Origin of the sequence: Sphingobacterium allocomposti, assembly GCF_008124885.1 — a bacterium.
GTDB classification, from domain to species: domain Bacteria; phylum Bacteroidota; class Bacteroidia; order Sphingobacteriales; family Sphingobacteriaceae; genus Sphingobacterium; species Sphingobacterium allocomposti.
This window is the reverse complement of sequence record NZ_VNHX01000005.1, coordinates 76,871-102,464: the sequence shown is the minus strand read 5'-3', so window position 1 is coordinate 102,464 and position 25,594 is coordinate 76,871. Positions and strand designations below refer to the sequence as shown.

Below are 25,594 nucleotides of genomic sequence, written 5' to 3'. Positions count from 1 at the left end.
ACTTTATGAGAATCGGAATTACTTTTGGGGTCTTCGACCTGCTGCATCTGGGACACCTGGTGATGCTGGAACAAGCAAAGAGACAGTGTGATTACCTAATTGTCGGTCTTAAAGCAGACTCGGCACATGCAGCTGATGGTGGTCTGCAGCCGGCGCAGACGGTGGTCGAGCGGTTTATAAAGCTGGAGGGATGCCAGTACGTGGATGAGATTATACCGTATGAATCGGATGATGATATTCTGGATATGCTGCAGTCGCTTTCGGTAGATGTCCGGTTTATTGGCGAAGAATACCGGATGATCGATTTCCCGGGAAAGGACTACTGTATTGAGGAGGGCATAGAACTTGTGTACATGAAGCGGAAACATCGCTTTTCAAGCCAGTCCTTACGGCAGGTGGTCAGCAGGAAAGAATCAATGAGACTACAGAAGGTAGAAAGTGATGCCAGGTCGCTATCAAAGAGCTTCCATGAAGAAGCGGCAAAAAGCCTGTATCCGCTGGAAGAATCAAAATGATACTATAATACGGGTGGCTACCTGTGTAGAACGAGCTTCTCCCTGACGGAGTAGCTCGTTTTTCGTATTGGAGCCCGCTGACTTCACTCGCCGGCGATTTGCCGAAATTTCAGTGTTATAATCATTATGTTAACAAAACTATTGATTACCTTCTCCGTTCTCCATAAACAGTTATAAGCTACGTAAACACGACAATTAGGTAAAGCGGATACAGCATGAACACGATCTCAGTCGGTATTATTAGTATAAATAGAAAGCTACGTTTTTGTTATAAGATGCTTCTTAGCCAATGTGCTAATCATTGTGTCCATGTTGTTTTGGAAGGAACGTCCATTCATGAGTTAGGTGGAGAAGGAGGGGCGTGGAAGAAGCTGGACGTACTGCTGCTAGATAGCGATCAGGTGATTGGCAGCAAGATCTATTTCAATTATCTCCGGGATATGTTTGACGGCGTTAAGCTAATCCTACTGTGTGATGATCCTGCGTGCGCGTCAGCCTACGGCAATTTGGTTGACGGAACACTCGACAGGCAATGTTCCGCCCACCAACTGGTGGCCGCCATCCGTAAAGCCGTGGTAGCTCCACCTGTCCCTACAGGTTAGCATGTACCATATTCTTGTCACCGTCGGGGCCGGTATCAAAGCTAGAACCCCCATGTGCTTACCATCCATTTATATCCATAGGGGCCTAGCTCTACACCCTTCTTAGCGGCCACTGGTCGCTTATATTTTTTATCGGAAAGGATAACCGAGTACCGGTCAATGTCATCAAGCTCTACTTTCGCGGTGATCGCTTCGCTGCTGAGATTGTGAACCATCAGAATGCTCCTTTTCGCGAGCTGGTAATGGTAGGCGAGACACTTGCTGTTGTTCGTCTGGATAACGGAAAAAGTCCCTTTGTGAAGACCTGTTTTTTTTCTCAGCTCTATAAATCTGCGGATGGTATGGAGAAGTGAACTACTATCTGACAGCTGTTGCTGTACGTTGATCTTCTTATAGCCGTAGTCCCCACCAGAAATGATATCGTCCTCTATTGCGCCGGTTATGACGTCAGAAAAGCCGCCATTCTCTGTGTCGTTCCATTGCATGGGGGTCCGTACGCTCGTTCTTCCGTCCCTTTCCAGGTCATCGCCCATACCTATTTCCTGCCCGTAGCGTAGAACGGGTGTGCCGGGCAGTGAGAATAGTATACTATACGCCATGGCTAGCCGTTGCCGGTTGTTCTTGAACATCGGCGGAAGGCGCCGTCGGATACCGCGGTCGAAGATGTGCATGTCGGGCTCCGGGGCGAAAGCAGCAAACACTTCCTGACGTTCGTTTTCGTCGAGTTGTCCAAGATCAAGTTCGTCGTGGTTCCTCAAAAAGTTAGCCAGCTGTTCTTCGGGTCCGAGGGATGGTATTTTCTCCAGTGCCAATGCTATGGGAGTTGCCTCTTCCCGGGCGAAAGCTAAGAAGAAGTAATTGTTTAAATAGAAGTTGAATAGCATATGCATCTGACGGTCCTGCTCCAGGAAGTCTGAATAGCGATTCGGGGGGACATCAACCTCGGCCAGAAAGATGGCATGCGGATTAAATTCTTCGACGCACGTCCGCCATTCCCGGAAGATGTCGTGAGGATCGTGCTTAAATCTATAGCTACCCTTTTCCCGTATGATATGAGGAGCAGCGTCGATACGGAAGCCATCCACCCCCAACTTCAGCCAAAATCGCATGATTTTCATGACCTCCTCAACGACTTTCCTGTTGGTCATATTCAGGTCAGGCTGGTCGTTATAAAAGGTGTGGTAGTAGAATGCGCCAGCTTCTTCGTTGTACGTCCAGTTGGTATAGTCCTGCTCTTCCGCAAGAATAGCATGTCGGCCGTCGTCTTTTGGCTTTTCCTTCGACCAGATATAGTAGTCGCGGTATGGCGAATGCGGATTTTTTATCGCATCCTTAAACCAAGGATGCTCCTTAGAAGTATGGTTGACCACCAGATCAATAATAACGTTTAGTCCAGCCCCTTTGGCAGCGTCTATAAATTCAATGAAGTCGCCCAGGTGCCCGAGTCGCCGATCCACGTCATAGTAATTCCGAACATCATAACCACCGTCTTTATTCGGGCTATCATAAAAAGGAAGCAACCAAAGGCAATCAACACCTAATATCTTAAAGTAGTCCAGCGTTTGCTGGAGTCCAAAAAAGTCGCCCCTGCCGTCGGCGTTGGAGTCTTTAAACGCATCAACAGCGAGCGCGTAAATGACCGCGTCTTTATACCATAATTTATTCATATTCCGTTCTGTTGTTTGGCAAATGGGAGAACATGGCTGCCCATGAAATCGATGAAAGCTTCTTGGTTCCGGTTTACATTGTGTACGATGATGCGGTCAAATCCTGCATCGTGATAAAAGCGAAGGGCTTCAATATAAGCCGCGGCGCTGGCGCTGGCCAGTACGGCGTCGCTTACGTGGTCGGTCGAAACGTGCATTCCCGCATGGTCGAAGTGCTGGGGCAAGGCCAGTTCCGCCTGAAGGCTCTGTCCCAGCGTATTGTTACGCCAGGACGTCCACGCCAAGGTCAATGCTTCTTCATCGGTTGCTGCATAAGAAACCTGGAGCTTCAGTGTAAGCTCTCCCTGGGGATTCACCTCCCGGAAGCTATTTACAATCTGCCGCACCGTATCCGTTTTTTGATTAACCGTAATCAGCCCTTGGGCCCAGCTAGCTACCCAGGACGCGGTCGATGGGGTAAGGGCGGCCCCGTAAAGGAGTGGCGGCGATTTCGGTTTGGTGTACAAAGTTGCGTTTTCTACTTCAATATGCCCGCTGTACGTGACCGATTCGCCCGTCCAAAGCCGTTTCATTACCTGTACCGATTCCTCAAGCCGTCTGTGGCGTACCTCTTTAGCCGGCCAGTTCCCGCCGGTAATTTTTTCGTTCAGCGCTTGTCCGCTACCGACGGCAATCCAAAAGCGGTTAGGAAACATATCGTCTAAGGTGGCAACGGCCTGCGCGATGATTGCGGGATGGTAACGTTGGCCCGGAGCGTTGACAATGCCAAATTCCAAACTTGTGGCCTGCATAGCAGCACCCAGCCAGCTCCATGCGAATCCGCTTTGACTTTGGTATTCGCTCCATGGATGAAAGTGGTCGGAAGAAAGTACGGCGTCGAAGCCGGCCTGCTCTGCCATCTGGACAAATGTCAGCAGCTCGCTTGGCGCAAATTGTTCGTGAGAAGCGTGGTATCCTATTTTCATTATATCAATATGCTTGGGAGTAAACTCGTTTTATGAACGGTCATACCCCTTAGATAGTTTCCGCTGAAATCACAAATTGAATGCGCTTGCTGTCTTATGTGCATCCGCCGGCAAAAGCAGTTGTTCCGCTAGATATCTTGAGCAGGTATTTCCATTAACTGAAAACTGTAACAGCTGTGCGCTGTTCATTGAAAGAAATATATAAGCTTTAAGTATTATGCAACGAGAACCTACACTTGAAAATCCCAGAGACAAATATCCTCGTCCGCCATACAAGCGGCAATCGCAACCGTTTCCTGCACTTGCCGGTAAAATGGATCCTATACCGGATAATGGCGAGGACACCTATGTGGGCTCAGGTAGATTGACGGATCGACGAGCCTTGGTTACCGGTGGCGATTCCGGTATCGGAAGGGCTGCCGCCATAGCATTCGCGAGAGAAGGCGCGGACGTCGCGATCAACTATCTCCCAGCAGAGGAGGAGGATGCTAAAGAGGTCATCGAACTGATCGAGCGGGCTGGAAGACGTGCCTTTGCTATCCCGGGGGATATTACAGATAGAGATTTTTGCGAGCAGCTGGTGAAGCGTGCCGTCGAGCAGATGGGAGGACTCGACATATTGGTAAACAATGCCGCTTACCAGCAGACTTACGAAACGATTGTAGACATCCCGGACGAGAGTTTTGACGCAACCATGAAGACGAACATATATGCGCCATTTTGGATTACTAAGGCCGCTGTTCCTCATATGCCCCCGGGCTCAAGCATCATTGTGACGGCCTCCGTACAGGCGTATGAGCCCGAAGCTGTACTGCTGGATTATGCGCAGACTAAAGCTGCGAATGTGATCTTAGTTAAAGCGCTGGCCAAGCAGCTTGGCGAAAAAGGGATACGGGTTAATGGAGTCGCTCCGGGACCCGTCTGGACACCCCTTCAGGTTTGTAGCAAGCCACCGGAGATGCTTGAAGACTTTGGTGCCGATACGGCCTTGGGAAGAGCGGGACAACCCGCAGAGCTGGCCTCCATCTATGTTCAATTGGCGGATAATCGGGCGAGCTATTCGACAGGACAGATCTTTGGCGCGTCGGGCGGCGGCGGACAGCCATAAAGAACGGCCGGTATACAAAAGCGACGGTCGCGACGGAGTAATGAACATATCCGTCGCGACCGTTTTGCCTGTTTAGATAGGCAGCCCGCGTATCAGCGGCCATTATTGCCTGCCGCGTTGCCGGCGATGTCGCCACCTTCGTTTTCTGTCTCCGAACGGTCGGATGTTTCGCGGACATTTTTGTCCACAGTTCTGCTTTCCGTGGAATCGGGGGTCAGATCGCTGTAATTCGCTTTCTCGTTTTCGCCGACTCCGTTTTCAATTTCCTTTTTTGTTTTGTTGTCTTTCGCTGTTCCCATGATATCTACTTTCTTTTTAATAGAACGCACCTTTTTCTAGAAGGTTCATAGACATCCACTTCAGGCAGGCATCGGCCACAGACAGAAGGACATCTGCGTCCCTTACCGCCGCAAAATTTTCTTCGTGGATTTTCCTTTCGCCAGCTCATCTATAAGCTTGTCCAAATAGCGAACCCTTTGCATTAGGGGATCTTCGATGTCCTCAACATTGGGATTGATCTGGGGAGCTTGTGTGAAGAACTGTTCAAAATCTGTCTTCTTGTTTATATGTTCCTGTAAAGCTTCGGCATCATATCCCGTCAGCCAGAAGATGATCTCATCTACTTCCGTTTTAGTACGCCCCTTTTTCTCCGCTTTAGCCATGTAATGCGGATAGACGCTCGCGAATGTCATCCGGTAAACTCTTGTATTATCCATAGTCATAAGTTTTATAGCAATGTTAACGGATTTTTGTGTTTTAAAGTCTAAATTTCAGCGGCGATGGAAGTTAGTATCCTGGGTTCTGCACAATATCAGCTTCGTTGATGTCAATGGCTGCTTGGGGGATAGGACGATATATTTTATCCGCTCCATCAAGTCCCCTAAAAGCCTCCTCAACTCCAACCTGCCTAATGTCGTAATTATAACGACCGCAAAACTCTTTTAATTTTCCTGTTCTCCGTAGTTCGGGCCATCGTATATATTCTCCAATAAACTCTTTGGCGCTCTCGATCAAGTATGCGTCTAGGGCATCACTTTGGCTGGAAGCTGCAGAAATGCTAACGAGCGGAGCCAATGTTTGTCCGTTTTTGCCATTACCCGGCCGTGCCAATACTCTGCCTACGTAGTCGGCAGCAGCTTGGAAGTCGTTAAGGCCAATACAAGCCTCCGCATAAATGAAGAAGCTTTCGGCCTTTCGAGCCAACACGATGTCCCGGACGCTAGCTTGCGTGTGAAAGACGTGTCGTGTGGTAGGGCTGTCAAATTTTTTAATAACAGGTGTGCTCATGTCAATTTGGTAGGCAGCTCTGTATGCCAGTTCATTGTTTCGGAATGGATAAAATCTAAAATTTGTTGGTATCTGATGCTCTTTCCCAGCTACCCACGCAAGAGAGTCGGCTCTTGTATAGTCGCGCCCCCAAACCCGGGGATAATGGGCCCGGATCGGGATAACGCTCTTGTCTTTGTTAGCATCGTAATAATCAAAGTATTGGTCATAGATTGTCAACATGAAAGTAGCGTCGTAGCGCGCATCGTTCTCCGTGTAATAATTGTGGAAACTCCAGGAAGGGATGAGGGCCGAAACCATGTATTTGTGGTTCAGTTCTGCTCCTCCCAAATAGGGACCAAAGAGCGACTGTTGGCTATTACCCGACCCCGTACTCGGGATAGATCCGGCGTCGTATTGAACGGCGAAAATAACTTCGTCGTTCATTTCATTGTTCGGTGCCCATAGTTGTTCATAAGGAATGTGGATAGTGTAGCCATCGATCGCCGCATGGGCATAGGCTTTGGCTTGTGTAAAGTCGTTGGCATTGCCGAGATCCCATCCTCTGGTTAAGTAAGCTTTTGCTAGGTAGTGATTTGCAGCGGTTCGATTGACGCGTGTTTTCTCTGTTCCCAGGTAAGGCAGGGCCGCTTCCAGCTCTGTTATTACGAAATCATAGGAGTCGGCGAGTGTCGCCCGTGGTAAATTCATCCGGGGGCGCTCTAGTGTTGGTTCATTGCTGATTACGATCCCGCCGAACTGCTCAATCAAAAGAAAGTGATAAAACGCGCGTAGGAAGCGTAGCTCCGCTAGCCAGGTCGCCTTTGTCGCGTCATCCACCTCCACAATATCATTATAATATATGCCTACGTTGATTGTCTGGATGGCGTTGTAGCAGTTGGTATAAAAGGTTAACACATCTGCATTGTCTGCATACAGCTGCGTGTACTCCATAAGTGCACGATTAGCCATTTCCCGATTCATCTGATAGGTGTCTGTTCCGGCCAGCAGTAGCCACGGGGTGCCTCCAAATGTAGTCCGAAGAGAACTATACGCAGCGGTCAAGAGCGTATTGTAACCGGCCTGCGTACGATAAAACTCGTCGTTGTTGGTACCTCCACGATTGTCTTCCTCAAGGAACTTAGCACAGCCGCTGAGCGATAATGTGCCGATAAGCAAAATATATAATAGTGTTTTCATGATAGGTTGTCTAATTAAAATCTAATATTTACACCGAGTTGGTAAGTAATGCTACTCGGCCCGTTCCCGTTCTCCAGCGCTGTCGTTGCGTATTCAGGGTCCCATCCTTCATAGTTGGTGAATACGAATGGATTTAGAATGTTCGCATATACGCGCAGCTGCGACATGTTCCATTTGCTAACTAGTGGTTGGGGCAGGGTGTAGCCGAGTATAATGTTTCGGAGCTTAACGAATGAGGCGTCCGTATAGCGGCCATTGTTCCCATAGTAGGGACCTTTATTTTGGGGATGGGGATATTTCGCATTTTCGTTTCCTTGGCCGCTAGTCCCCCATACAGCTTTTGGACTCCCATCGGGGTGTGCATCCCATTGGGTCCAATCATAACGCGGAACACCAGGAGGGATATAATAGTCGTAGTTGATTTTTGGTCGGCCACGTTGCGTATTGTTTGGCCCAAATTCGTCTAAAAATGCATCGCTCACAAAAACGCCTTGTCTGGTGTATAAATTGATGGAGAAGTCCCAGTTTTTAAAACGTAAGTTGCTGGTAAAACTTCCGATCCATTGCGGATCAGGGGAACCTAGTATCACACGGTCGTTTGGTGTAATAGTACCGTTGCCGTCGGTGTCGGCAGCGATAGCTTGTCCAGGCTGCTGCCCGTAGCGCGCCGCCTCCTGTGCTTGATCCATTCTCCAAAGTCCGACGATCCGATAATCATAGATCACGTTTATCGGCTGCCCGATAAACCTCGCTTCAGCTATTACATCTTCTTTTTTTCCGTAGAGGCTTCTGATGGCGTTTTTATTATGCGAAAACATAAAGGATGTCGTCCATTCCCAGTCGCCCCTTTGAATATTAGTGGTTTGTAAGCCTATTTCAACGCCGCGGTTATTAACAGACCCAATGTTGTCAATCATGTAATCAACCCCGGATTCGATGGCTAAAATTCGCCGCATCAACAAGCCGTCCGATAGTTTGTCGTACCACTCTATATTTCCGCGTACCCGATGGTTGAATAGGCTGAAGTCAAGGCCTATATTCAACTCGCGTGTTTTTTCCCAAGTAAGCGCGGAATTAATTGGTCTGCCGGTCGGGAATCCCACGGCGGGCTGCTGGTTAAAGTCATACCATACTAATGTTTCAGTCAAAGGGGTTTGCTGTGTGCCGAAAGGGTGGACACCGTTGTTGTTTCCGGAATATCCCAAGCTTACCCGTGCTTTCAGATCGTTGATCGCCGGGACGTCCATGAAGCTCTCTTCCGAGAGGCGCCATGCAAATGCTGCAGAAGGGAATGCTGCCCATTTATTGCGTAGCTTCGAGCTTCCGTCGTAACGGATGGTTCCCGTCAATAGATAGCGTCCTTTAAAATCGTAGTTGGCGCGTGCAGCAAAGGACAATAAACTTGTTTCATTATAACTGGAGCCCGAGCCGTCGGGAACGAGCGTTCCGCTGAAGAGGTTATACCACGATGACGGATAGGGTAACTCGTTGGACTGAACTTCAAGGTTCTCATATCGGGTTTTGTAAGCGCTTTGAATCAAGGTCAGATCAAGTCTGTGGTCCGGATTAAAATGGGCGTTGTAGTTGACAACGTTGTCCCATGTCCATTCTAGCGCTTCTTCGTTGTTTTGGTAGGCAATATCCTGATTGCGTTGGCCCGGGACGATGCCATAGTATTGACCGGTACGTGTCCTATTAAAGCGTGGTAAGAACGAACTCCGTACGGATAGATTCGGTAACGGCCGTATCTCCGCGAAAATGCTGGACAGGATGTCGTACTGCCGAACTTCCTCTGTACCACTGTTTATCTCGTTGAGGGGATTAGGGGAACTGGTGAAGTTGCCGATACCCTGAATTGAAGCGGCTATCCCCGGCTGCGCTATTAAGTTGCCATTGTCGTCATGTGCTTTCAAAATATTCGGCATGCGCAATATATCCCTATACCCGTATTGACTGCCGAAGTTGTTAATACCGTGAACGAAGTTGATACTTGCACCCGTGCTGAAAAGATCGGATACGCGATGCTCGACTGAAAGCTTTAGCGTGTAACGATCGAGATTCTCTTTAATAAAGTTGCCTTCTTCCTGTTGATAGCCCACACCAAGGTTGTAATTCATCTTTTCGGTTGCTCCGGCAATACCGATGTAATGATTCTGTTGATGCCCCCGTTTAGTACCGAGGGCCAGCCAGTCTTCGTAGTCTTCGTTGTATAGTCTAGACTCGAGCAGCGGGCTATTCTGCAGAATCGTTTGCGGCGTGGGCAAGCTATATTGTCCATTAGCATAGGCGTAAAAGGCGGATGTTCGAAAATCGACCCACGCCCGACCATCCATAAAATCGGGGATACGGGCTAGATCACGGACGCCGTAGAAACCGTCATATGTAACGGTCGTCCGGGTAGACCCCGGCTTGCCGGCATTTTTGGTTTTTACGATGACGACACCATTAGACCCGCGCGAGCCATAAATAGCGGTTGAGGACGCGTCTTTTAATACGTCGATCTGCTCAATATCTGCAGGGTTTAAAAAGTCTATATTGGACGTAGCGATGCCGTCGACGATATAAAGCGGGCTTCCCGACTGCAGCGAATTCTGCCCACGGATCTGTATATTAAAGGAACCTCCCGGACGCGCCGAATTGCTGCTGATGTCTACGCCGGGCACTGTACCTTGGAGTGCTGCCATCGGAGAGGTCGTCCCTCTAGCCTGCAGATCCTTGCCTTCCACTGAGCCGACCGCCCCGGTCAAGTCGGATTTACGAACGGTCCCGTAACCAACTGCTACTACCTCGTCTATGGCAATTTCCTCACTCGGGGATAGGACGACATCGATTCGCAATTCTTCGTTCACTGTTACTTGTTGAGGTCTGTAACCGATTAAACTAAATTGAAGCGTAGTCGCACCACCTTCGGGTATAGAAAGCCGGAATAAGCCGTCTGCACCGGTACTTGTACCTGTTGTTGTAGATCCGGCAATCCGCACACTGACACCGGGCAATGTCATTCCGCTCTCGTCGGTCACTTTGCCTTGGATCTCGCGCGTCTGTGCGTTAAGACCTCCTCCATAGAGCAGGAATACTAAAAGGATGATAAGTTGTCTCATAGGATATATAAATTGTATGGTTAGCGCGGTAACTAAATAAAGAAGAAGCCGTTCTCGATGAATGATATCGTGCGTTTAACAATGCAAAGTATCTGCTCATTTTATTTGTTTATAATGTCTTTCCGAAGCTAGATCGGAGATGATTAGCAATTTGAAAATACATAAAAAAGAGAATTAAGGAATATAATTGGAGCTACAATCTACGCAATCGTTGCCGGAAACTGCGCAGTGCGATGCGGATTGAAAGGCCCGAAATGTCGTCTTTCCGATCAAAGATGACATTACGGGCTGTCTGTCGTGCTTCGGTCGGGGGACGCGAAGCACGACATCCTATTCTAAGCGTTGTTGCCAAACCGGCGCCAACGCTGATTCTTCGGGCGCCACAAAGGAGGACTAGCGCTCTATATCTTTTAGACTACTCATTTTTTTGTATTCGAGGAAGCCTTTTATATCTTCAAAATGTTCGCGGACGCGCTTGTTGCCGAACTCAAATACTTTTTTGGCGAGGCCGTCGAGAAAATCACGATCGTGCGACACGAGGACTAACGTGCCGTCAAATTCTTGCAGCGCATCTTTGATAATGTCTTTTGTTTTCATGTCGAGATGGTTGGTGGGCTCATCAAGAATCAAAACATTGACGGGCTCTAGCAGCAGTTTGATCATCGCTAGACGTGTTCTTTCTCCTCCGGACAATACCTTTACCTTTTTTGTGGTGTCATCGCCGCTGAACATAAAGGCACCGAGGAGATCTTTAATTTTTACGCGGACATCGCCCACGGCAATCTGGTCGATGGTCTCGAAGACCGTCAGTTCTTCGTCCAGCAGGGCGGCTTGATTTTGTGCGAAGTAGCCAATTTTGACGTTGTGCCCGATCTTTAGGGTTCCTTCGAAACCTATTTCTCCCATGATGGCCTTTATCATGGTGGATTTTCCCTCTCCGTTTTTTCCGACAAATGCAACTTTCTCCCCGCGTTCGATGACCATCGATGCTTTCTCGAATACGACATGGTTGCCATACGCTTTTGTCAGGTCCTCGACAATAACGGGATATTGGCCAGACCGCGGCGCGGGAGGGAATTTCAGGCGCAGGGCAGACGTATCAACCTCGTCAACTTCTATAATTTCCAGCTTTTCCAGCATTTTTACACGGGACTGTACCTGTAACGTCTTCGAGTAGGTGCCCCGGAAACGATCAATAAACTCCTGGGTGTCCGCTATAAACCGTTGTTGTTCTTCGTACGCCTTCAGCTGATGCTGCCGACGTTCTTTACGTAATTCAAGGTAATGACTGTATTTCGCTTTATAATCGTAGATCCTTCCCATTGTCACCTCGATGGTGCGATTTGTGATATTGTCTACAAAAGCACGGTCGTGCGAAATGACGATAACCGCCTTTGCAGAATTTAGCAAAAAGTCTTCCAGCCATTGGATACTTTCGATATCCATATGATTTGTAGGCTCATCCAATAAAATAAGGTCAGGCTTTTTTAGCAGAATCTTTGCCAGCTCAATACGCATACGCCATCCTCCTGAAAAAGCAGACGTAGGCCGTGTGAAGTCGCTGCGCTCAAAGCCTAGACCTTTTAGTACTTTTTCGACTTCGGCATCGTAGTTGACTTCTTCGATCGAATAGAACTTCTCACTAAGTTCAGAAACGCGTTCAATTAACCGCATGTAATCATCCGTTTCATAGTCTGTACGCACCTCAAGTTGTTCGTTTAAACTATCGAGTTCATCCCGCATCTTGTAAACTTCTTCGAAAGCCTTGGATGCTTCCTCAAAGACAGTCAGGCCGTCCTGGGTCAAGAGGTGCTGTGGCAGATATGCTATAACGGCATCTTTCGGACCGCTAATGTGCCCGGACGTAGGTTTTCCGACGCCGGCTATTATTTTTAATAAAGTTGATTTACCTGCGCCGTTTTTGCCCATTAGGGCTATTTTATCGTTTTCGTTAATAGAAAAAGAAACGTCGCTGAAAAGAGTGGTGCCTCCGAAAGAAACGGAAACGTTATTTACGTCGATCACAATACTATTAATTTAAGTCGCAAAGATAATGGAATCTCCGCAGTTTCTGCACAGTTATGTCCTTAACGTGACGGGCAAAGAAGTCACCTTCTCATTGTCGTTTGATCTTTTTTAGGTTTAGGATATATTTTAAGTTTAATATTTAATTTCTTAAATTAGGAGTTGAGGTCTGTCCTGTTTGCACAAGCTTCCAGCCAGCGTCCATTATCCCGGCCGCGAAGCCGATGGACCGCCACTTTGTTTTAGATTTTTGATAACAAGAGCTTTACAAGGAATGCCATACTAACATATGCAACAAGAAATATTAGCTAAACTTGAATCATCAAGGAAAGAGCTGCTCGACCTGGGCATGCGTAATACCCTACTAAACTACAAAATGACTACGGCTAAGGGGCTGCATATCGTGCACGAAAAGTCATCTGCAGTATTTGACCTGTTGGTCCGTAAGAATAGAGCTATGACATTCCTTCCCCGAGTTGGGAACGACGGAGATGACGGGCTTCCGGAGCTGACGGAGCCTGAACTGACAGAGGTGCACAACGACACCCGACTTCAGACCGACGAGGTAGAACAAAAGCTCCAGACCCGTCTTTTGAATACGTTTTACTTTGCTCGAACAAGCATTGAGGAACAAGGCGTCAACATCTTGTATCTCGCCTTGGGCATGCTGAAATGGTACGAAAAAGGAAACGTTACAGACCCGCGGTTGGCGCCTTTAATATTGGTTCCCGTAAATCTCGAACGTTCGAGCGCCAGCGAGCGCTTCCGCCTACGCTATTCGGGATCGGATATCGGATCGAACTTGTCTTTACAAGCAAAGATGTCGGCTGAGTTCAGTATATCGATACCGGATCTGGACGACCAGGAGGAAATGGACGTAGATGCATACTTTGGTATGGTTAAACAGTGTATTGCAGGCCAACCGTCCTGGGATGTGCTGGAGGACAACATGGTATTGGGTTTCTTTTCCTTTGGCAAGTTTTTAATATATCATGATCTGGATGCAGCTGGCTGGCCCGAGGATCGAAAGCCATACGACCACGAGGTTATCAAGGCACTGTTTGCAGACGGCTTTAGGCAACCGCCACCGACAGTAGGGTCCGACGTACATTTGGACAATGAGCGTCTTGCACACGATCTGTCGCCCGTCGTCGATGCGGACAGCTCGCAGTTAATCGCTATGATGGCCGTCAAGGAGGGAAGGCACCTCGTTATTCAAGGGCCGCCGGGGACCGGAAAGTCACAGACAATAGCCAACTTAATTGCCGACGCCATCGGCGCCGGTAAGAAGGTGCTATTTGTTGCGGAGAAAATGGCTGCACTGGAAGTTGTAAAACGCAGGCTGGATAACATTCACCTTGGTGTAGCCTGCCTTGAACTCCATAGTCATAAGAGCAACAAGAGGGCACTGCATGAAGAGCTCAAAAAAGTGCTCGACCTTGGTAAACCAGCTGTGGAGAAGCTAGAACACGAAATACAGATGCTTGCCCCGCTGATTGAGGAACTGAATGGATATTGTAACGCTATTAATCGTGGAGTGTTAAAAAGTGGTCTTTCGGCGCAGGAGATTATCGGAAACCTGCTTCGTATAGCAAGGCATTATGGCGACTATAAATTTCCGAAAATTGGAAGTGAGGAGTCGCTGGACTGGGACATTGCGCGGTTGCTGGAAGCCGAGGCGTTGGCCGACCAAGTTCAGGCGCGTCTGCAAACTATAGGAGAGCCGCGGCACCTCCTGTTCTACGGTACGGCAAAAAACTTACTGCTGCCGGCAGAGGAGGCGGCGCTGAAAGAGCTGTTGGAGCAGGTAGAAAATACCGATGGGCAATTTGGTTTGCTTAAACAAGAGGTTGCGCAATTTCTCCTGCTGGATAATCCCGAAGACCGAAGCGACCTTGCCCGTTGTTTTGAACTGCTTGATTTGGCCAGGCAGAGCCCGTCATTGTCGGGGTTTTCTATAGACGCCAGGGAATGGGCAGATAACAAGGACGACATAATAGAGGTCGTCGAGGCGGGCAAGCGGCTGACCGGACTGCATGAAAAATACGCAAACGACATCATTCCAGAGGCATGGAATTTTGACGTCCTTCCCATTAGGATGGGGCTGGTTTCGCACGGAACAAAGTGGTATAGATTTGCCATTGGAGAATACAAAAGAAGTGTGCGGCAGCTGGCAGGGCTTTTGTCGTCGCCCGTACCTAAAGAGCTCGAAAAAAAACTGGAGTATGTGAACGCCATTCTGGAAGCGAAACGCCTTACGGAAAAGCTGGACGAATACAGGCCGCTGCTAAACAGGCTTCTGGACCACGATCATTCCATTAAAACGGTCCGGTGGGAACACTTCGGGCAGGCCGCCGACTACCTGTGCCCGCTTCATTTAGGCATCCGCACCGGAGCGAAGCCGATAAGTTTTCTTGCGGTACTAAGATATCCTGGTCTCACCGAAACTGCTTTGCGCTTTCACACAGGGCTATCAGAAATAAATAAGCTTAGGGAGGAACAGCTGCAGCAGCTTATCGATCGCCTCGGGTTTTCTGGCGAATTTTTAGTGTCGAACTACGCGGAACAGTCCGGAATAATTAAACGCTGGAAAGAAAGATTGCCTGAGTTGCATCGGGCAATTCAATGGAACGTACTGAAGGAGACCATGGTGTCCAAAGGGGCGGGTTACCTCATAGACGCCGTATTGGAGTGGCCGGATGCTCATAGCCATTTAAAAGTGGCACTGCAAAAAAACTGGTATGAGCGGCTGCTCGAAAGTGCGCTTGTTCATAGCCCTGAGCTACGTAGGTTTGAACGGTCGAGTCACGAAGAAATTTTAGCCCGGTTCAGACGTCTCGATGTGCTCAAACAACATTACAATCGTGTAATCATCGCGTTAAAGCACTACGAGAATCTGCCGAAGCTGGATGGAGGAGGGCAGATAAACGTGCTTCGCAACGAGTTTAATAGGAAGGCGCGGCATATGCCCATCCGGAAGCTAATGAAGGAGGCCGGAATAGCTATCCAGGCTATTAAGCCTGTCATTATGATGAGCCCTATGTCTATTGCTAATTTTTTACCTCCGGATAGCATAGCATTTGATCTTGTTATTTTTGACGAAGCGAGCCAGGTGCGGCCTGTAGAAGCGCTGGGAGCCATACTTCGCGGCAAGCAGATGGTTGTGGTGGGCGACACGAAACAAATGCCGCCGACGAGCTTTTTTGATAAACTGAATCTTGACATAGAGGAAGACGACAACGTCACGGCGGATATGCAGAGTATCCTGGGTATGTGCGACGCACAGGGGGCTCCACAGACGATGCTGCGCTGGCATTACCGAAGCCGTCATGAATCGTTAATCAGTCTCTCCAATCAGGAGTTTTACGAGAATAAGCTTGTGATCTTTCCGAGCCCGGGGTCGAAGCATCGCATGGGGTTGTGTTTTCACCATCTGCCGCACACCTACTACGACAAAGGAAAGACGAGGACAAACGAAAAAGAGGCCGAGCGTGTGGCCGACGCGGTCATAGAACACGCCAGAAAGCACTCTAAACAGAGTCTAGGGGTAGTAGCATTCAGTACGCCGCAGATGCAGGCGATAAATGCAGCTATGGAGGTCCGGCGACGTCTGAACCCTGAAGTCGAGGACTTTTTCCGCATGCACAGAGACGAACCGTTTTTCGTGAAAAATCTGGAAAACGTACAGGGGGATGAGCGGGACGTTATTTTTATCAGTATTGGTTACGGACGTACAGAGGCCGGATCATTGTCGATGAATTTCGGTCCACTGAACAATGAGGGGGGAGAGCGCCGCTTGAATGTACTTATAACGCGGGCCAAAACCCGCTGCGAGGTTTTTACAAATGTCACAGCCGATGACATCGTGGTAGGGCCCGCCACGAAGTTCGGAATCAGAGCGCTTAAAAATTTTCTGCGGTTTGCGCAGCACGGAAAGTTCGAAAGCGACAGCCTTCCAACAGGGGCTGTGTCGACACCGTTCGAAGAGGTCGTCAGCATGAGCCTGAAGGAACGTGGATACGTCGTTCGCGAGAGGGTTGGAAGTGCGGGGTATCACATCGACTTAGCCGTCGTGGATCAGAAACATCCGGGACGTTACATCTTAGGCATCCTGTGCGACGGGAAGTCGTATGCGTCGGCAAAGTCGGCTACAGACCGAGATCGGTTACGCAAAGAAGTCTTAGAAGGAATGGGATGGAAATTATATCAGATCTGGAGTATAGACTGGTATAGAAATCCGGCTGCCGAATTGCAATCATTGATCGCGCATATAGAAAAATTAAGATTGCAGGTCGAAGAGGACGACATGGTTGAACAGGAATTAGAACAAGAACTTCAAGAACTGGTGCGGGAGGCGAGATCAGAAGATGATACACAGAAGCCCTCTTTTTATGAGGTTGCCGTCCTTCCGGGGGATATTGCGCGGAGTGATCTATACGAACAATCTGCGGGCAACCTTGGGAGATGGGTTACGGAGGTTGTTTCGAAGGAAAGCCCGGTGCACCAAGACGAGGTTATAAGACGTCTGGCAGAAGCTTACGGTGTCTCAAAAATCGGGAGTAGGGTTCGGGCGGTCGTTAGCGACGCCATCCGGTATGCGGAGCAGGTTGGTATGATAGAACGGAGAGGCGACTTTTTATGGCTTCCGGGACATCGCGAGGTTGTTGTGCGGGATAGAAGCAACCTGTCGGCGAGTTCGCGGAAGGTTAGTTATATCGCTCCGGAAGAGCTGCATCATGCCCTGGCACAGGTAGTCAGAGAAGCTGTGGCAATACAGCCGCTCGCGGCAACGGTTCTAGTGGCAAAGCTGTTCGGTTTTGGAAGACTAACAGAAGACATACGGGCTCATCTGCTCGCTGGTATACAAACCGCGGTAGCAGCCGGATATGTAACACAGGATGGTGAGTTTCTGCGTGAAAGTAAATATGTTCAGGAACGGTAGTATAACAACGCAGAGGAGACAAAATGTCTCCTTTACGTTGTATTAAGGTCTACCTGTATGAGAAGTTGGAACGATCGCTTTTAGCTGCGTACTTCCCTGCGCATGAACACGAAGTAAGACAATGCGAAACACACGACAGTTGCTGCGGTGAGCCCGCTTACCTGAGGCCAGACGATCATCAGGCTGTCCCGAAATGAGAGGGGGGCAGGTATGGCTCCAATCATCTGCTCCATCGTGATGGGGCCTAGGCTGCGCACAGAAGGCGAGAGCAATGTGGTTGTTGCGTCGGTATAAAGCTGGCTTGGTGAAAGCCGTAGCATATTTAATATTAGCTCATTGTACTTTAGAAACTCCTGTTCGGATATATAGTTGGGATTAGGTAGAAATGATCGGACGATCAGATTAATGACGATAGGGAAGAAGACAGTAAAGAACAGCCAGATCCCTATTGCGGTCAGCGCAGAAGTTGCCGACTGCCTAAATTTTATAGACAGAAAAATAGACAGGCTAAGCCAGAAGCCGACATAAATCAAGCTGATCACGACAAATCCCGCGATGCGGATTACTTCCTGTGGCTCTATCCTCACTCCCGTGGAAATGAGTCCACCGCCCAGCATAAGCAGAACCAACGAGGTAAACAAGGTGCTTACTAAAATCATCGGCCCTGCGAATTTCGCAAACAGCAAGTTGTCACGATAGATGGGTTGCGCCATTAGTCTTGTTAATGTTCCTCCGTTCTGCTCCGCATTAACGGCATCAAATCCTAAAGCTATGCCGAGCAGAGGCGCAAGGAAGTTGAGAAACACATGAAATGGCGGAATAGAATTATCGGTTGTTGTCAGCAATTTCAGGTATAAAAACGATTTGTCGGGGTCCTGTGGGTTGCCAAAAGCACTCCGGAGGTTACCCGAAGATACGTACAGGGAAGCGACAAATGTCAAGACAACAAGTACGATCAGCACGATAAAACGCCAGCTCCGGATGTGTGCTGCCACTTCTTTGTTAATCAATACATTTATGGGTGCCATCGGCTCTATTTTTTTTTCAGACGTTGCTTTTTCTTTTCCTAAAAAGCGATTTCCCAAATAACCGATCGGATTTTTCATGCGTGTAGTTCTCCGTTTTGTTGTTCTCAAAATATTTTTCATAGATATCGTCCAATGCATAGTCCTTTTTATGGACAGCGACGATATCTGCTCCATTGTTTACCAGCGTGCGCACAATTTCCGGCGTCATATCGCGATCGCATACCGTCTCGATCACGTCCCCCCGAACGGCTACCGTTCGGACGCCCTCTAGATGATAGAGCGCAGATTCGAACAGTTGGGTATCTTGGTAGACCTCTTGAAGCGATACCGACGTTGTATAACCTTCTTTGTTTAAGAGGTTTCTCGCGAGCGTGTCGATATTTCCTTCAACCAGCAATTTGCCGCCGACGAATATTCCGACGCGGTCGCACACACGTTGCACCTGTTGCAGGTGATGAGACGACAGCAGAACTGTCAGTCCTTGCTGACGGCTTAGTTGTTTAATCAGCGCCAGAAACTCACTGACACCGCTGGGGTCTATTCCCAGCGTAGGTTCGTCGAGGATGACGACTTCCGGATCCTTAATTAAAACGTCAGCTAAACCAAGACGTTGTTTCATGCCTCGGGAATAGGCCCCCGTCTTCTTGTGGATGTCGTTTGACAGACCCACCTGTTCCAACATGCTGATGGCCTTTTTCTCGGCGTCGAGCGGGGCGTGCCCGTTAAGCCTTGCTATAAAGCTTAAATTCTCCAGTGCCGTCATGCTATCATAGAATCCAACATTGTCGGGTAGATAGCCAACTTTCTTTTTAACCGCAATGGGATTTCTGGTAGCATTTTTACCGCAGACATATGCCGTCCCCGCCGTGGGCTCGGTCAGTCCCAACATCATCAGTATGCTGGTCGTTTTACCGGCTCCATTTGGACCAAGAAGGCCGAAGATCTCTCCTTTGTATATTGTCAGGTCTAACTGGTCGACGGCCCTTACGGAGCCGTAACTTTTCGTCAAACCTTTCAATTCAATGATAGGTTCGTTCATTGTGTTTCGTTCTATTGTGATGTCATCTGCAATGGTTTAAAAAAAGCAGATCCATTGCCTGTAGTTTGTTAATGAATGTCGATGGGCGGATAGCTACCGACGGCCATACTTCCGTATGAGGTAATAAACTAGACCAATAGCCAGTAGAATAATGACGATACCGATCCATCCCGAAAGCAACGACGTCTTGACAATCGTTCGAAACGAAAGTTCAGCTTGTGCATTTGGATTTTTTACGCTTAATTTCGCAACATAATCCCCCGCGATCGTTTTTTCCGGTACTTGAACCGACGCTTTAACTTCCATTGATTGGCCGGGCTCGAGTTGCTTAATGTTTGCAGGCTCGAATGTCACTTCCCATTTGCTTGGTAGCTGTGAAGAGAGATCGAGACTGTTCAGCGGGAGTGTGCCTGTGTTTTTAACAACGAGCTTGATATCTTTGCTTCCGCCGGAGACAACCTCGTCGCTTAGACGGCCGGAGGGAGTCGTCAACTCGACGGCATACGATCCTTTTACAACAGCTTCCAAATCCAGCAATAAGGTGTCCTGTGCAGATATAGCCTGAATCGGAATATTGTATTTACCGGGTTTCGCTGCCAATGTCGAGTTAACCTCGATTCCGACGTCCTGTACTTTACCTGCTTCCATACGGAGGGAAGTAACGAGACTGCCGTCTACGCGGTAACTGATCTGCCACCCACTTGGTAGTTTAGCATGAAATTCATACACGAGTGGTTGCGACGTTCCGTTTGTCAGGGTTGCATTATAACGGAAAGTCTCGTTGGCCGGAGCCTCGATGTTTACAAGCCGTGCTGCAAAGCCTGATTTCGGCGTCGTAGACGCGTTCGGCGCCTGCGCGCAAACCGTGTTTGAAAGCGTAATAAAAAGGCCGATAAATAAGCTTAGAAAAGACGGCCGCTTTAAATTGGTAAATTGTAATCCTGTTAACATAATCCAATAACTAAAATTTATATTTTAATAGAATATTAGCTTTAAAAAATGTCGTTTGAATAAGTCTTACCTGATAAGTTTAAAATTTGCGCAAGATAAAAATCGGCCGTAATAAATTCAAGAGGGAAATGAAAAAAAAGTAAGAGCGCGTTAAATAGGGCTACACCTGGCAACACATCGTGCGGGTGAAACGTGTCGGGAGGCGATATAGGGCAGGTAGCTTCCATGATCCCCGCGGAACCATGGAAGCTGGAAAGAAAAGTGCTGGATGGCGAGTGCTTTAATCCTGAACATCCTCCCGTAGTTCTTTGGCTTCTTCCAGATGTCTTCTCAAGGCCGGAAGTTTACTTGCCGCAAAATTTCTCAAATCAACGTCTGCTACACCATCGTCATTTTCCGCCGCATCGCTAAAGAGATCGACAGCCTCCTCGTGTGAGTCTACCATCAGTTGTGCAAACTTCCTGTCAAATTCGTTGGTGGTTGCTGCCTGCAAGTCGGCGAGTTGGTTCCGATGTTTCTGAAGAAGTTCCGTCGGCACTGTCCAACCTTTTTGGGTCGCCAGGTTTTTCATCTCCGTTCCCACCGCGGTGTGATCTTCTACCATATGCTGTCCGTACATACGAACAGCCTCGCGCTGTCCTTTTGAAACGGCCAGTCTGCCTGCCTCTATCTCGAGCATATTGCTACTGGAAGCTTCCGAGACAAACATTTGGTTGTCCATTCGCCGGTCAGGGTTGTCATCGTCGTCGCAGGAAACAAGACCTCCCGACAGTGCAAGAGCGGTGGCAACGAAAAGTGTTCTGATTTTTAATAATTCTTTCATAGTGTTTTTTTTTAAAACTCTGTAGAACAACGGAGAAAGGAGCAGGAGGTTCACTCATTAAGTACCCGAATTAAAGAATAAATACGCATGCAAGGAGCGCTCAGGAGGCAAAATTCGCCGGAGAACAGGGCTGCCCGCCTCGTCGCGGTTAACACGCCTACTTTTTCTGCTTATACCTGTTATGTCCGGAAAAATACAGTATTCGGCTAATCGCTGAACCAAGCGTATGGATAGGTGTTCTATAGCCAGCGGCCCCAGATGGCTGCGGAAAATAGGAATGCGATGACCAAAATGAGACAAAGTGACGACAACAGGTGGATACCGATGACATCCGTTGCGAGCAAGACCGGTAAGGAAGTTGCCCCTGACGTGTTCTATTACACCAATCAGATTGTCAATGTGATAATGATTGGCCAGCCGGGTGGGGGCAATTGGATACTTATAGATACGGGGATGCCGCAGTGCGCAGAAGAGATTATGCACGTAGCTGAGGGACGTTTTGGCGAAGGTAATGCACCTACTGCCATCATTCTGACGCATGGACACTTCGACCATGTTGGCAATGTTGTACACCTGTCCGAAGCATGGGATGTTCCCGTGTTCGCCCATACGCTGGAATATCCTTATCTGACCGGCGAAAAAGGATACCCCGCTCCGGACACTTCTGTCGAAGGCGGTTTGCTGGCAAAACTTTCGGCATTGTACCCACATGAGGCAATCGATATCAGCAAACGGCTGTTACCGCTGCCCGATGGCGGGGCGGTTCCGTTTCTGGATGAATGGCGGTGGGTACACGTGCCCGGACACTCTCCGGGGCAAATAGCACTCTTCCGCGAGCGGGATAGGCTTCTGCTGTCGGCAGACGCATTTGTCACCGTCCGGCAGGACGCTTTGTATAAGGTGTTGGTACAGAAAGAGGAGGTGCATGGCCCGCCCCGCTATCTCACCACCGATTGGACGCAGGCAAGGGAATCTCTGCGTCGTCTTTGCGATCTGATGCCGGCGACGGTCATCGCAGGACATGGCCAATATATGGAGGGCGAAGCCCTGCAGCAGGGGCTGGATGAGCTATTACAGAACTTCGACGAATTGGCCAAGCCCGATCACGGGCGCTTTGTAGACTAAAAAAAGGAGGTGTTATTATGTCTTTGAAAGATCCCATTCTTGCCATTGTGAACAAAATATATGAGCCTTCCACGATGGTGGAACGAAAGTTCGGGCGTTACGATCTTGCGTTCAAAACCGACAGTGAAGGTCGACCGATTCTTCTTTTTATCGGTAAAAAAAACGAGCAGGGACAGATCGTCGGCGACCGTTACAGCCGTCGGCTGAAAACAGACGACAAGGGAAATCCTATCAAGGATCATTGGGAAAGAAAAGGAAAGTCGTCCTGATGACGGGGATTGGCCGGAGAGTGAGGAGAAGTTACAGTACGGCGGATGCCGGAAGGTCAGCTTAGACGGTTCATAGTATCGGGCGATGTCGATGATGAGCTACAGCAACATTCAGTAGCCCTAACAGCAGACACAATTAATTTAAATTATAACATATGAGAAAGTTTATTCCTACACATTGGCATGCGATTATGGATTATTTGTTGGTCTTGATCCTATTGGGAGGACCTTGGCTTTCCGGTTTCGATGATGTCCCGGCAGCCACCAAAGTTAGTATGTGGAGCGCAGCGGCTATTGCTGGCCTGTCGATCTTTACGTGCAATGAAGGTGGTATTGTTCGGGTGATTCCGATGAACATACACCTTATACTGGATATATTTTTAGGTGTCTTTCTGATTCTATCGCCGTTTATCTTTGGCTTCAGCGCGGAGGTCTATACATTCCATATGCTGATGGGCTTTATTATTCTAGGGTCAGGAATCTTCACGCGTACCTCGGTAAAAAAAAGAAGGCCGCCCGTTCCGGTGGGGCGTCGTACGTAGACTGGAAGGAGCTTCAGGCGCATGGTTTTTACGGCTTGCCACGGTTGTAATATCTCGGGATAAGGTACTAATACCCTAAACTATTAGTGAACGACGGAGTTCAATATTGCACAACAAAAGGTTGAATTAAAAATTATAGTTTATGTTTTATCACGAACCAAAATTACAGTACAAAGTGCGGGTCGACAAGCCGAATCCGCAGTTTGCCCGTCTTTTGCAGCAGGCGATTGGCGGAATCGAAGGCGAAATCAGAGTATGTCTGCAATACCTTTTCCAGGCATGGGGTGCCAGAGGGCCGGCTAAATACCGGGATATGTTACTGGAAACCGGCACCGAAGAAATATCTCATATTGAGATGCTCTGTACGGCAGTCGCTTTAAACCTCGAAGGCGCTAAGGGCGATCTAATCGACCGCGTTGTCTCCGAGAACCCCGTGGTTAAGGAAATAATGGGAGGGATGGATCCCCGGCACTATCTTTCCGCAGGGCTGGCAGCCATGGCGTCCGACGCAAACGGAGTTCCTTTCAATGGGTCATGGGTAGTGGCCAGTGGTAACCTGGCTGCAGATATGTACGCGAATGTTATGGCGGAGTCCACTGGCCGTCTGTTGGCTACACGGCTATGGGAGTCGACAGACGACCCGGGAATGAAAGATATGCTCGCCTTTCTGATAGCCAGGGACACCATGCACCAGAATCAATGGTTGGCCGTGCTTGAGGAACTAGGCGGTCCGACAGGGGTACATCCGATACCGAATTCTTTTCCGCAAAGTCAGGAAACGCAGGATTTCAGTTATACCTTCTTTTCTACCAACGTCAACAGGCCCGAACCACCAGCAGCACGTTGGGCATCAGGACCTTCAATAGACGGAAAGGGAGAGTTCGAATTCCGGCACGCAACTCCTTTTGGAGACGAACCGATCTTGAGTCCGCCAATCCCCGAAGCAAACGGGCAGGACGAACAGCAGCTTTAGCATGTTGCCGATAGTAATATATGATTAGCATTTTATTTGGAGTAGGCGTTATGCCTACTCTTTTTTATTTATCCGTTCCAGCGCTTAGTGAGAATCTGACCGAACCTGCAGCGCCTGACCGTTAGGGGAGTAGCAAAAATAAAAAATCCTGCGTTTTTGATGACGCAGGACAAGCAAACATTGTTTCAAGCATGTCACAAGCAGTGACATAAATAGGACGGAAAAAAAGGCAGATAGTTTTCAGGAAGAAAAAAAAATGCGACGTCGCAGCAACCTTTTTTCGGTGCACACGACGTCTCTTACGCTCCTCATACCAGCTGGTTGAACTGCGGATCTGGAGAGAGGGGAGGCTCTTTTTGGTTCGGATATTGCTTGTTTAGACAGGAGGTATTTATGAAAAGACCAAAGATATTTTCGGGGATGAGTAGACGGCAATATTGGGCTTTTAAGTGGTTCTTCGTTATTCCGGTATCCATATATCTTCTAGGAAGGCTGATTATGCTGATTGTCATTCTGCTTGACCGGTAGCATTGGACATGCTGAAACTACGAATTGTCCATCATTTGCTTTGTTTTATACATTGCCACACTGTAGATTTCATCGTTTTTTTGAAGAAATATTCAAAAATAATTAAGGATGATATCTTCTATACCCAAATGGCTCGGAAATCTGTTCGAGACTTCGCTCCGTCCAAACATGGACGTCGTCGAAACTACCTATGTCAGCACGCAAATAAAAAAAATACGCTTGCGGGGCGATATCTCAAAAATGAATTTTCAGTTGGGCTACGCCAATGTTATCCGCGTTAGCGAAACGGAATTTAGAAATTATACCGTCGCTGCTTATGACGACGCTGGAGGAACAATAGATATTCTATGCCACATCCACGGAAAAGGTACCGGCAGCCGTTTTATGGATGGCCTTCGTGCGGGAGATCAACTTTACATGAGCATTCCGAGAGGTAAAAAATTCTACGAGGGCGCCGCCAGTCAGTATGTTCTTTTTGGGGATGAAACATCGCTCGGGTTGGCAAACGCTTTTCTTCCAACCTTGAAGTCGAACAAACACGATTACCGGTTTTATTTTGAACTCGACGAAGAAAACAGACGGGCGCCGGACGCTCTTGAGCTAGACAACGTCGCTGTATTTCCAAAAGGTGGCATCTTCCGAAGCGAGCCAGAGCTGAGGACCCTGCCGATTTTTGCTTCAGATCGGTGGCAGGAAGCAAACTTCGTTCTGACGGGCAACGTAGCGTCCATACAAAATATCAGAAAAGTACTGAAAGGATGGGCACGTGGGAAGGTGTCGTTTCAAGGGTATTGGCTCGAAGGAAAGCAAGGGCTGTAGACGTCTGCCGACGATCGGGGCTATCCATGAGCCGACGAACTACCTGCTCTGTTCGAAGAATGTATAGCTGAACAGTTTGTGTGATGAATAAATTTTTATTTCTTTG

21 protein-coding genes are annotated in these 25,594 nt (G+C 48.5%); 10 read left to right on the top strand and 11 right to left on the bottom strand.

Going from position 1 to position 25,594, the window contains the following annotated elements; translation table 11 throughout:
* The first annotated feature begins 5 nt into the window (after window positions 1–5).
* Window positions 6–515, top strand: coding sequence for an adenylyltransferase/cytidyltransferase family protein (locus BC792_RS05550; protein ID WP_148907997.1), 510 nt, complete (start codon window positions 6–8; stop codon window positions 513–515).
* Between the two features lie 215 nt (window positions 516–730).
* Window positions 731–1,117 (top strand): hypothetical protein, encoded by a 387-nt coding sequence (locus BC792_RS05545; RefSeq protein WP_148907996.1) that lies wholly within the window; start codon window positions 731–733, stop codon window positions 1,115–1,117.
* Window positions 1,118–1,158: 41 nt separating this feature from the next.
* Here BC792_RS05545 and BC792_RS05540 read toward each other — a convergent pair whose 3' ends face one another.
* On the bottom strand, window positions 1,159–2,784 hold the full coding sequence (locus BC792_RS05540) for an alpha-amylase family protein (protein ID WP_148907995.1): 1,626 nt from the start codon (window positions 2,782–2,784) through the stop codon (window positions 1,159–1,161).
* Window positions 2,781–3,749, bottom strand: coding sequence for a TIGR03885 family FMN-dependent LLM class oxidoreductase (locus tag BC792_RS05535; protein ID WP_211357479.1), 969 nt, complete (start codon window positions 3,747–3,749; stop codon window positions 2,781–2,783). Before BC792_RS05535 ends, BC792_RS05540 begins: the two co-directional genes overlap by 4 nt.
* 217 nt (window positions 3,750–3,966) lie before the next feature.
* On the opposite strand from BC792_RS05535, the gene BC792_RS05530 reads away from it, so the two are divergent.
* Window positions 3,967–4,857, top strand: a complete 891-nt coding sequence (locus tag BC792_RS05530; protein ID WP_148907993.1) for an SDR family oxidoreductase — start codon at window positions 3,967–3,969, stop codon at window positions 4,855–4,857.
* Window positions 4,858–4,949: 92 nt separating this feature from the next.
* Here BC792_RS05530 and BC792_RS05525 read toward each other — a convergent pair whose 3' ends face one another.
* The 5 genes from BC792_RS05525 to BC792_RS05505 form a co-directional block, all read right to left on the bottom strand.
* Entirely contained in the window at window positions 4,950–5,156 is a 207-nt protein-coding gene (locus tag BC792_RS05525) for a hypothetical protein (protein ID WP_148907992.1), read from the bottom strand.
* A 102-nt stretch (window positions 5,157–5,258) separates the two neighbouring features.
* Window positions 5,259–5,573 (bottom strand): DUF2200 domain-containing protein, encoded by a 315-nt coding sequence (locus BC792_RS05520; protein WP_148907991.1) that lies wholly within the window; start codon window positions 5,571–5,573, stop codon window positions 5,259–5,261.
* Between the two features lie 70 nt (window positions 5,574–5,643).
* On the bottom strand, window positions 5,644–7,323 hold the full coding sequence (locus BC792_RS05515) for a RagB/SusD family nutrient uptake outer membrane protein (protein ID WP_148907990.1): 1,680 nt from the start codon (window positions 7,321–7,323) through the stop codon (window positions 5,644–5,646).
* 14 nt (window positions 7,324–7,337) lie between these two features.
* The gene (locus tag BC792_RS05510; protein WP_148907989.1) at window positions 7,338–10,424 is read right to left on the bottom strand and encodes a SusC/RagA family TonB-linked outer membrane protein; all 3,087 of its coding nucleotides are present in this window, start codon (window positions 10,422–10,424) and stop codon (window positions 7,338–7,340) included.
* Window positions 10,425–10,817: 393 nt separating this feature from the next.
* Complete coding sequence (locus tag BC792_RS05505; RefSeq protein ID WP_148907988.1) at window positions 10,818–12,449, bottom strand: ABC-F family ATP-binding cassette domain-containing protein; 1,632 nt, start codon at window positions 12,447–12,449, stop codon at window positions 10,818–10,820.
* A 289-nt stretch (window positions 12,450–12,738) separates the two neighbouring features.
* Here BC792_RS05505 and BC792_RS05500 point away from each other — a divergent pair, with 289 nt between their 5' ends.
* The gene (locus tag BC792_RS05500) at window positions 12,739–17,391 is read left to right on the top strand and encodes a DUF3320 domain-containing protein (RefSeq protein WP_148907987.1); all 4,653 of its coding nucleotides are present in this window, start codon (window positions 12,739–12,741) and stop codon (window positions 17,389–17,391) included.
* Window positions 17,392–17,471: 80 nt separating this feature from the next.
* Here BC792_RS05500 and BC792_RS05495 read toward each other — a convergent pair whose 3' ends face one another.
* From BC792_RS05495 to BC792_RS05480, 4 genes are all read right to left on the bottom strand, one after another.
* Window positions 17,472–18,419 (bottom strand): ABC transporter permease, encoded by a 948-nt coding sequence (locus tag BC792_RS05495; RefSeq protein WP_170249964.1) that lies wholly within the window; start codon window positions 18,417–18,419, stop codon window positions 17,472–17,474.
* Between the two features lie 16 nt (window positions 18,420–18,435).
* Window positions 18,436–19,458, bottom strand: coding sequence for an ABC transporter ATP-binding protein (locus tag BC792_RS05490; protein WP_148907985.1), 1,023 nt, complete (start codon window positions 19,456–19,458; stop codon window positions 18,436–18,438).
* A gap of 93 nt (window positions 19,459–19,551) precedes the next feature.
* Window positions 19,552–20,409, bottom strand: a complete 858-nt coding sequence (locus tag BC792_RS05485) for a COG1470 family protein (protein ID WP_148907984.1) — start codon at window positions 20,407–20,409, stop codon at window positions 19,552–19,554.
* A gap of 280 nt (window positions 20,410–20,689) precedes the next feature.
* On the bottom strand, window positions 20,690–21,232 hold the full coding sequence (locus BC792_RS05480; protein ID WP_148907983.1) for a DUF4142 domain-containing protein: 543 nt from the start codon (window positions 21,230–21,232) through the stop codon (window positions 20,690–20,692).
* A 282-nt stretch (window positions 21,233–21,514) separates the two neighbouring features.
* Here BC792_RS05480 and BC792_RS05475 point away from each other — a divergent pair, with 282 nt between their 5' ends.
* The 6 genes from BC792_RS05475 (at window position 21,515) to BC792_RS05455 (ending at window position 25,488) form a co-directional block, all read left to right on the top strand.
* Entirely contained in the window at window positions 21,515–22,357 is an 843-nt protein-coding gene (locus BC792_RS05475; protein WP_246154864.1) for an MBL fold metallo-hydrolase, read from the top strand.
* A gap of 17 nt (window positions 22,358–22,374) precedes the next feature.
* A complete protein-coding gene (locus BC792_RS05470; RefSeq protein ID WP_148907982.1) occupies window positions 22,375–22,626 on the top strand; it encodes a hypothetical protein in 252 nt (83 codons plus the stop codon).
* A gap of 155 nt (window positions 22,627–22,781) precedes the next feature.
* Window positions 22,782–23,168, top strand: coding sequence for an SPW repeat domain-containing protein (locus BC792_RS05465; RefSeq protein ID WP_148907981.1), 387 nt, complete (start codon window positions 22,782–22,784; stop codon window positions 23,166–23,168).
* A gap of 142 nt (window positions 23,169–23,310) precedes the next feature.
* Window positions 23,311–24,141 carry a manganese catalase family protein gene (locus BC792_RS05460; RefSeq protein WP_148907980.1) on the top strand — a complete coding sequence of 277 codons (831 nt, stop codon included), beginning with the start codon at window positions 23,311–23,313 and terminating at the stop codon, window positions 24,139–24,141.
* Window positions 24,142–24,534: 393 nt separating this feature from the next.
* The gene (locus BC792_RS18685; RefSeq protein ID WP_262713435.1) at window positions 24,535–24,669 is read left to right on the top strand and encodes a hypothetical protein; all 135 of its coding nucleotides are present in this window, start codon (window positions 24,535–24,537) and stop codon (window positions 24,667–24,669) included.
* Between the two features lie 108 nt (window positions 24,670–24,777).
* Window positions 24,778–25,488: a siderophore-interacting protein gene (locus tag BC792_RS05455; RefSeq protein WP_148907979.1), complete on the top strand. Its 711-nt coding sequence runs from the start codon at window positions 24,778–24,780 to the stop codon at window positions 25,486–25,488.
* The last annotated feature ends 106 nt before the right edge of the window (window positions 25,489–25,594 follow it).

What these genes read in the sequence shown, in the direction of transcription:
- BC792_RS05520 (WP_148907991.1), bottom strand. Translation starts at nt 5,573, where the DNA reads ATGGATAATACAAGAGTTTACCGGATGACATTCGCGAGCGTCTATCCG.
- BC792_RS05480 (WP_148907983.1), bottom strand. Translation starts at nt 21,232, where the DNA reads ATGAAAGAATTATTAAAAATCAGAACACTTTTCGTTGCCACCGCTCTT.
- BC792_RS05530 (WP_148907993.1), top strand. Translation starts at nt 3,967, where the DNA reads ATGCAACGAGAACCTACACTTGAAAATCCCAGAGACAAATATCCTCGT.
- BC792_RS05540 (WP_148907995.1), bottom strand. Translation starts at nt 2,784, where the DNA reads ATGAATAAATTATGGTATAAAGACGCGGTCATTTACGCGCTCGCTGTT.
- BC792_RS05470 (WP_148907982.1), top strand. Translation starts at nt 22,375, where the DNA reads ATGTCTTTGAAAGATCCCATTCTTGCCATTGTGAACAAAATATATGAG.
- BC792_RS05500 (WP_148907987.1), top strand. Translation starts at nt 12,739, where the DNA reads ATGCAACAAGAAATATTAGCTAAACTTGAATCATCAAGGAAAGAGCTG.
- BC792_RS05485 (WP_148907984.1), bottom strand. Translation starts at nt 20,409, where the DNA reads ATGTTAACAGGATTACAATTTACCAATTTAAAGCGGCCGTCTTTTCTA.
- BC792_RS05495 (WP_170249964.1), bottom strand. Translation starts at nt 18,419, where the DNA reads ATGGCACCCATAAATGTATTGATTAACAAAGAAGTGGCAGCACACATC.
- BC792_RS05475 (WP_246154864.1), top strand. Translation starts at nt 21,515, where the DNA reads ATGACCAAAATGAGACAAAGTGACGACAACAGGTGGATACCGATGACA.
- BC792_RS05465 (WP_148907981.1), top strand. Translation starts at nt 22,782, where the DNA reads ATGAGAAAGTTTATTCCTACACATTGGCATGCGATTATGGATTATTTG.
- BC792_RS05460 (WP_148907980.1), top strand. Translation starts at nt 23,311, where the DNA reads ATGTTTTATCACGAACCAAAATTACAGTACAAAGTGCGGGTCGACAAG.
- BC792_RS05490 (WP_148907985.1), bottom strand. Translation starts at nt 19,458, where the DNA reads ATGAACGAACCTATCATTGAATTGAAAGGTTTGACGAAAAGTTACGGC.
- BC792_RS05550 (WP_148907997.1), top strand. Translation starts at nt 6, where the DNA reads ATGAGAATCGGAATTACTTTTGGGGTCTTCGACCTGCTGCATCTGGGA.
- BC792_RS05515 (WP_148907990.1), bottom strand. Translation starts at nt 7,323, where the DNA reads ATGAAAACACTATTATATATTTTGCTTATCGGCACATTATCGCTCAGC.
- BC792_RS05455 (WP_148907979.1), top strand. Translation starts at nt 24,778, where the DNA reads ATGATATCTTCTATACCCAAATGGCTCGGAAATCTGTTCGAGACTTCG.
- BC792_RS05545 (WP_148907996.1), top strand. Translation starts at nt 731, where the DNA reads ATGAACACGATCTCAGTCGGTATTATTAGTATAAATAGAAAGCTACGT.
- BC792_RS18685 (WP_262713435.1), top strand. Translation starts at nt 24,535, where the DNA reads ATGAAAAGACCAAAGATATTTTCGGGGATGAGTAGACGGCAATATTGG.
- BC792_RS05525 (WP_148907992.1), bottom strand. Translation starts at nt 5,156, where the DNA reads ATGGGAACAGCGAAAGACAACAAAACAAAAAAGGAAATTGAAAACGGA.
- BC792_RS05535 (WP_211357479.1), bottom strand. Translation starts at nt 3,749, where the DNA reads ATGAAAATAGGATACCACGCTTCTCACGAACAATTTGCGCCAAGCGAG.
- BC792_RS05510 (WP_148907989.1), bottom strand. Translation starts at nt 10,424, where the DNA reads ATGAGACAACTTATCATCCTTTTAGTATTCCTGCTCTATGGAGGAGGT.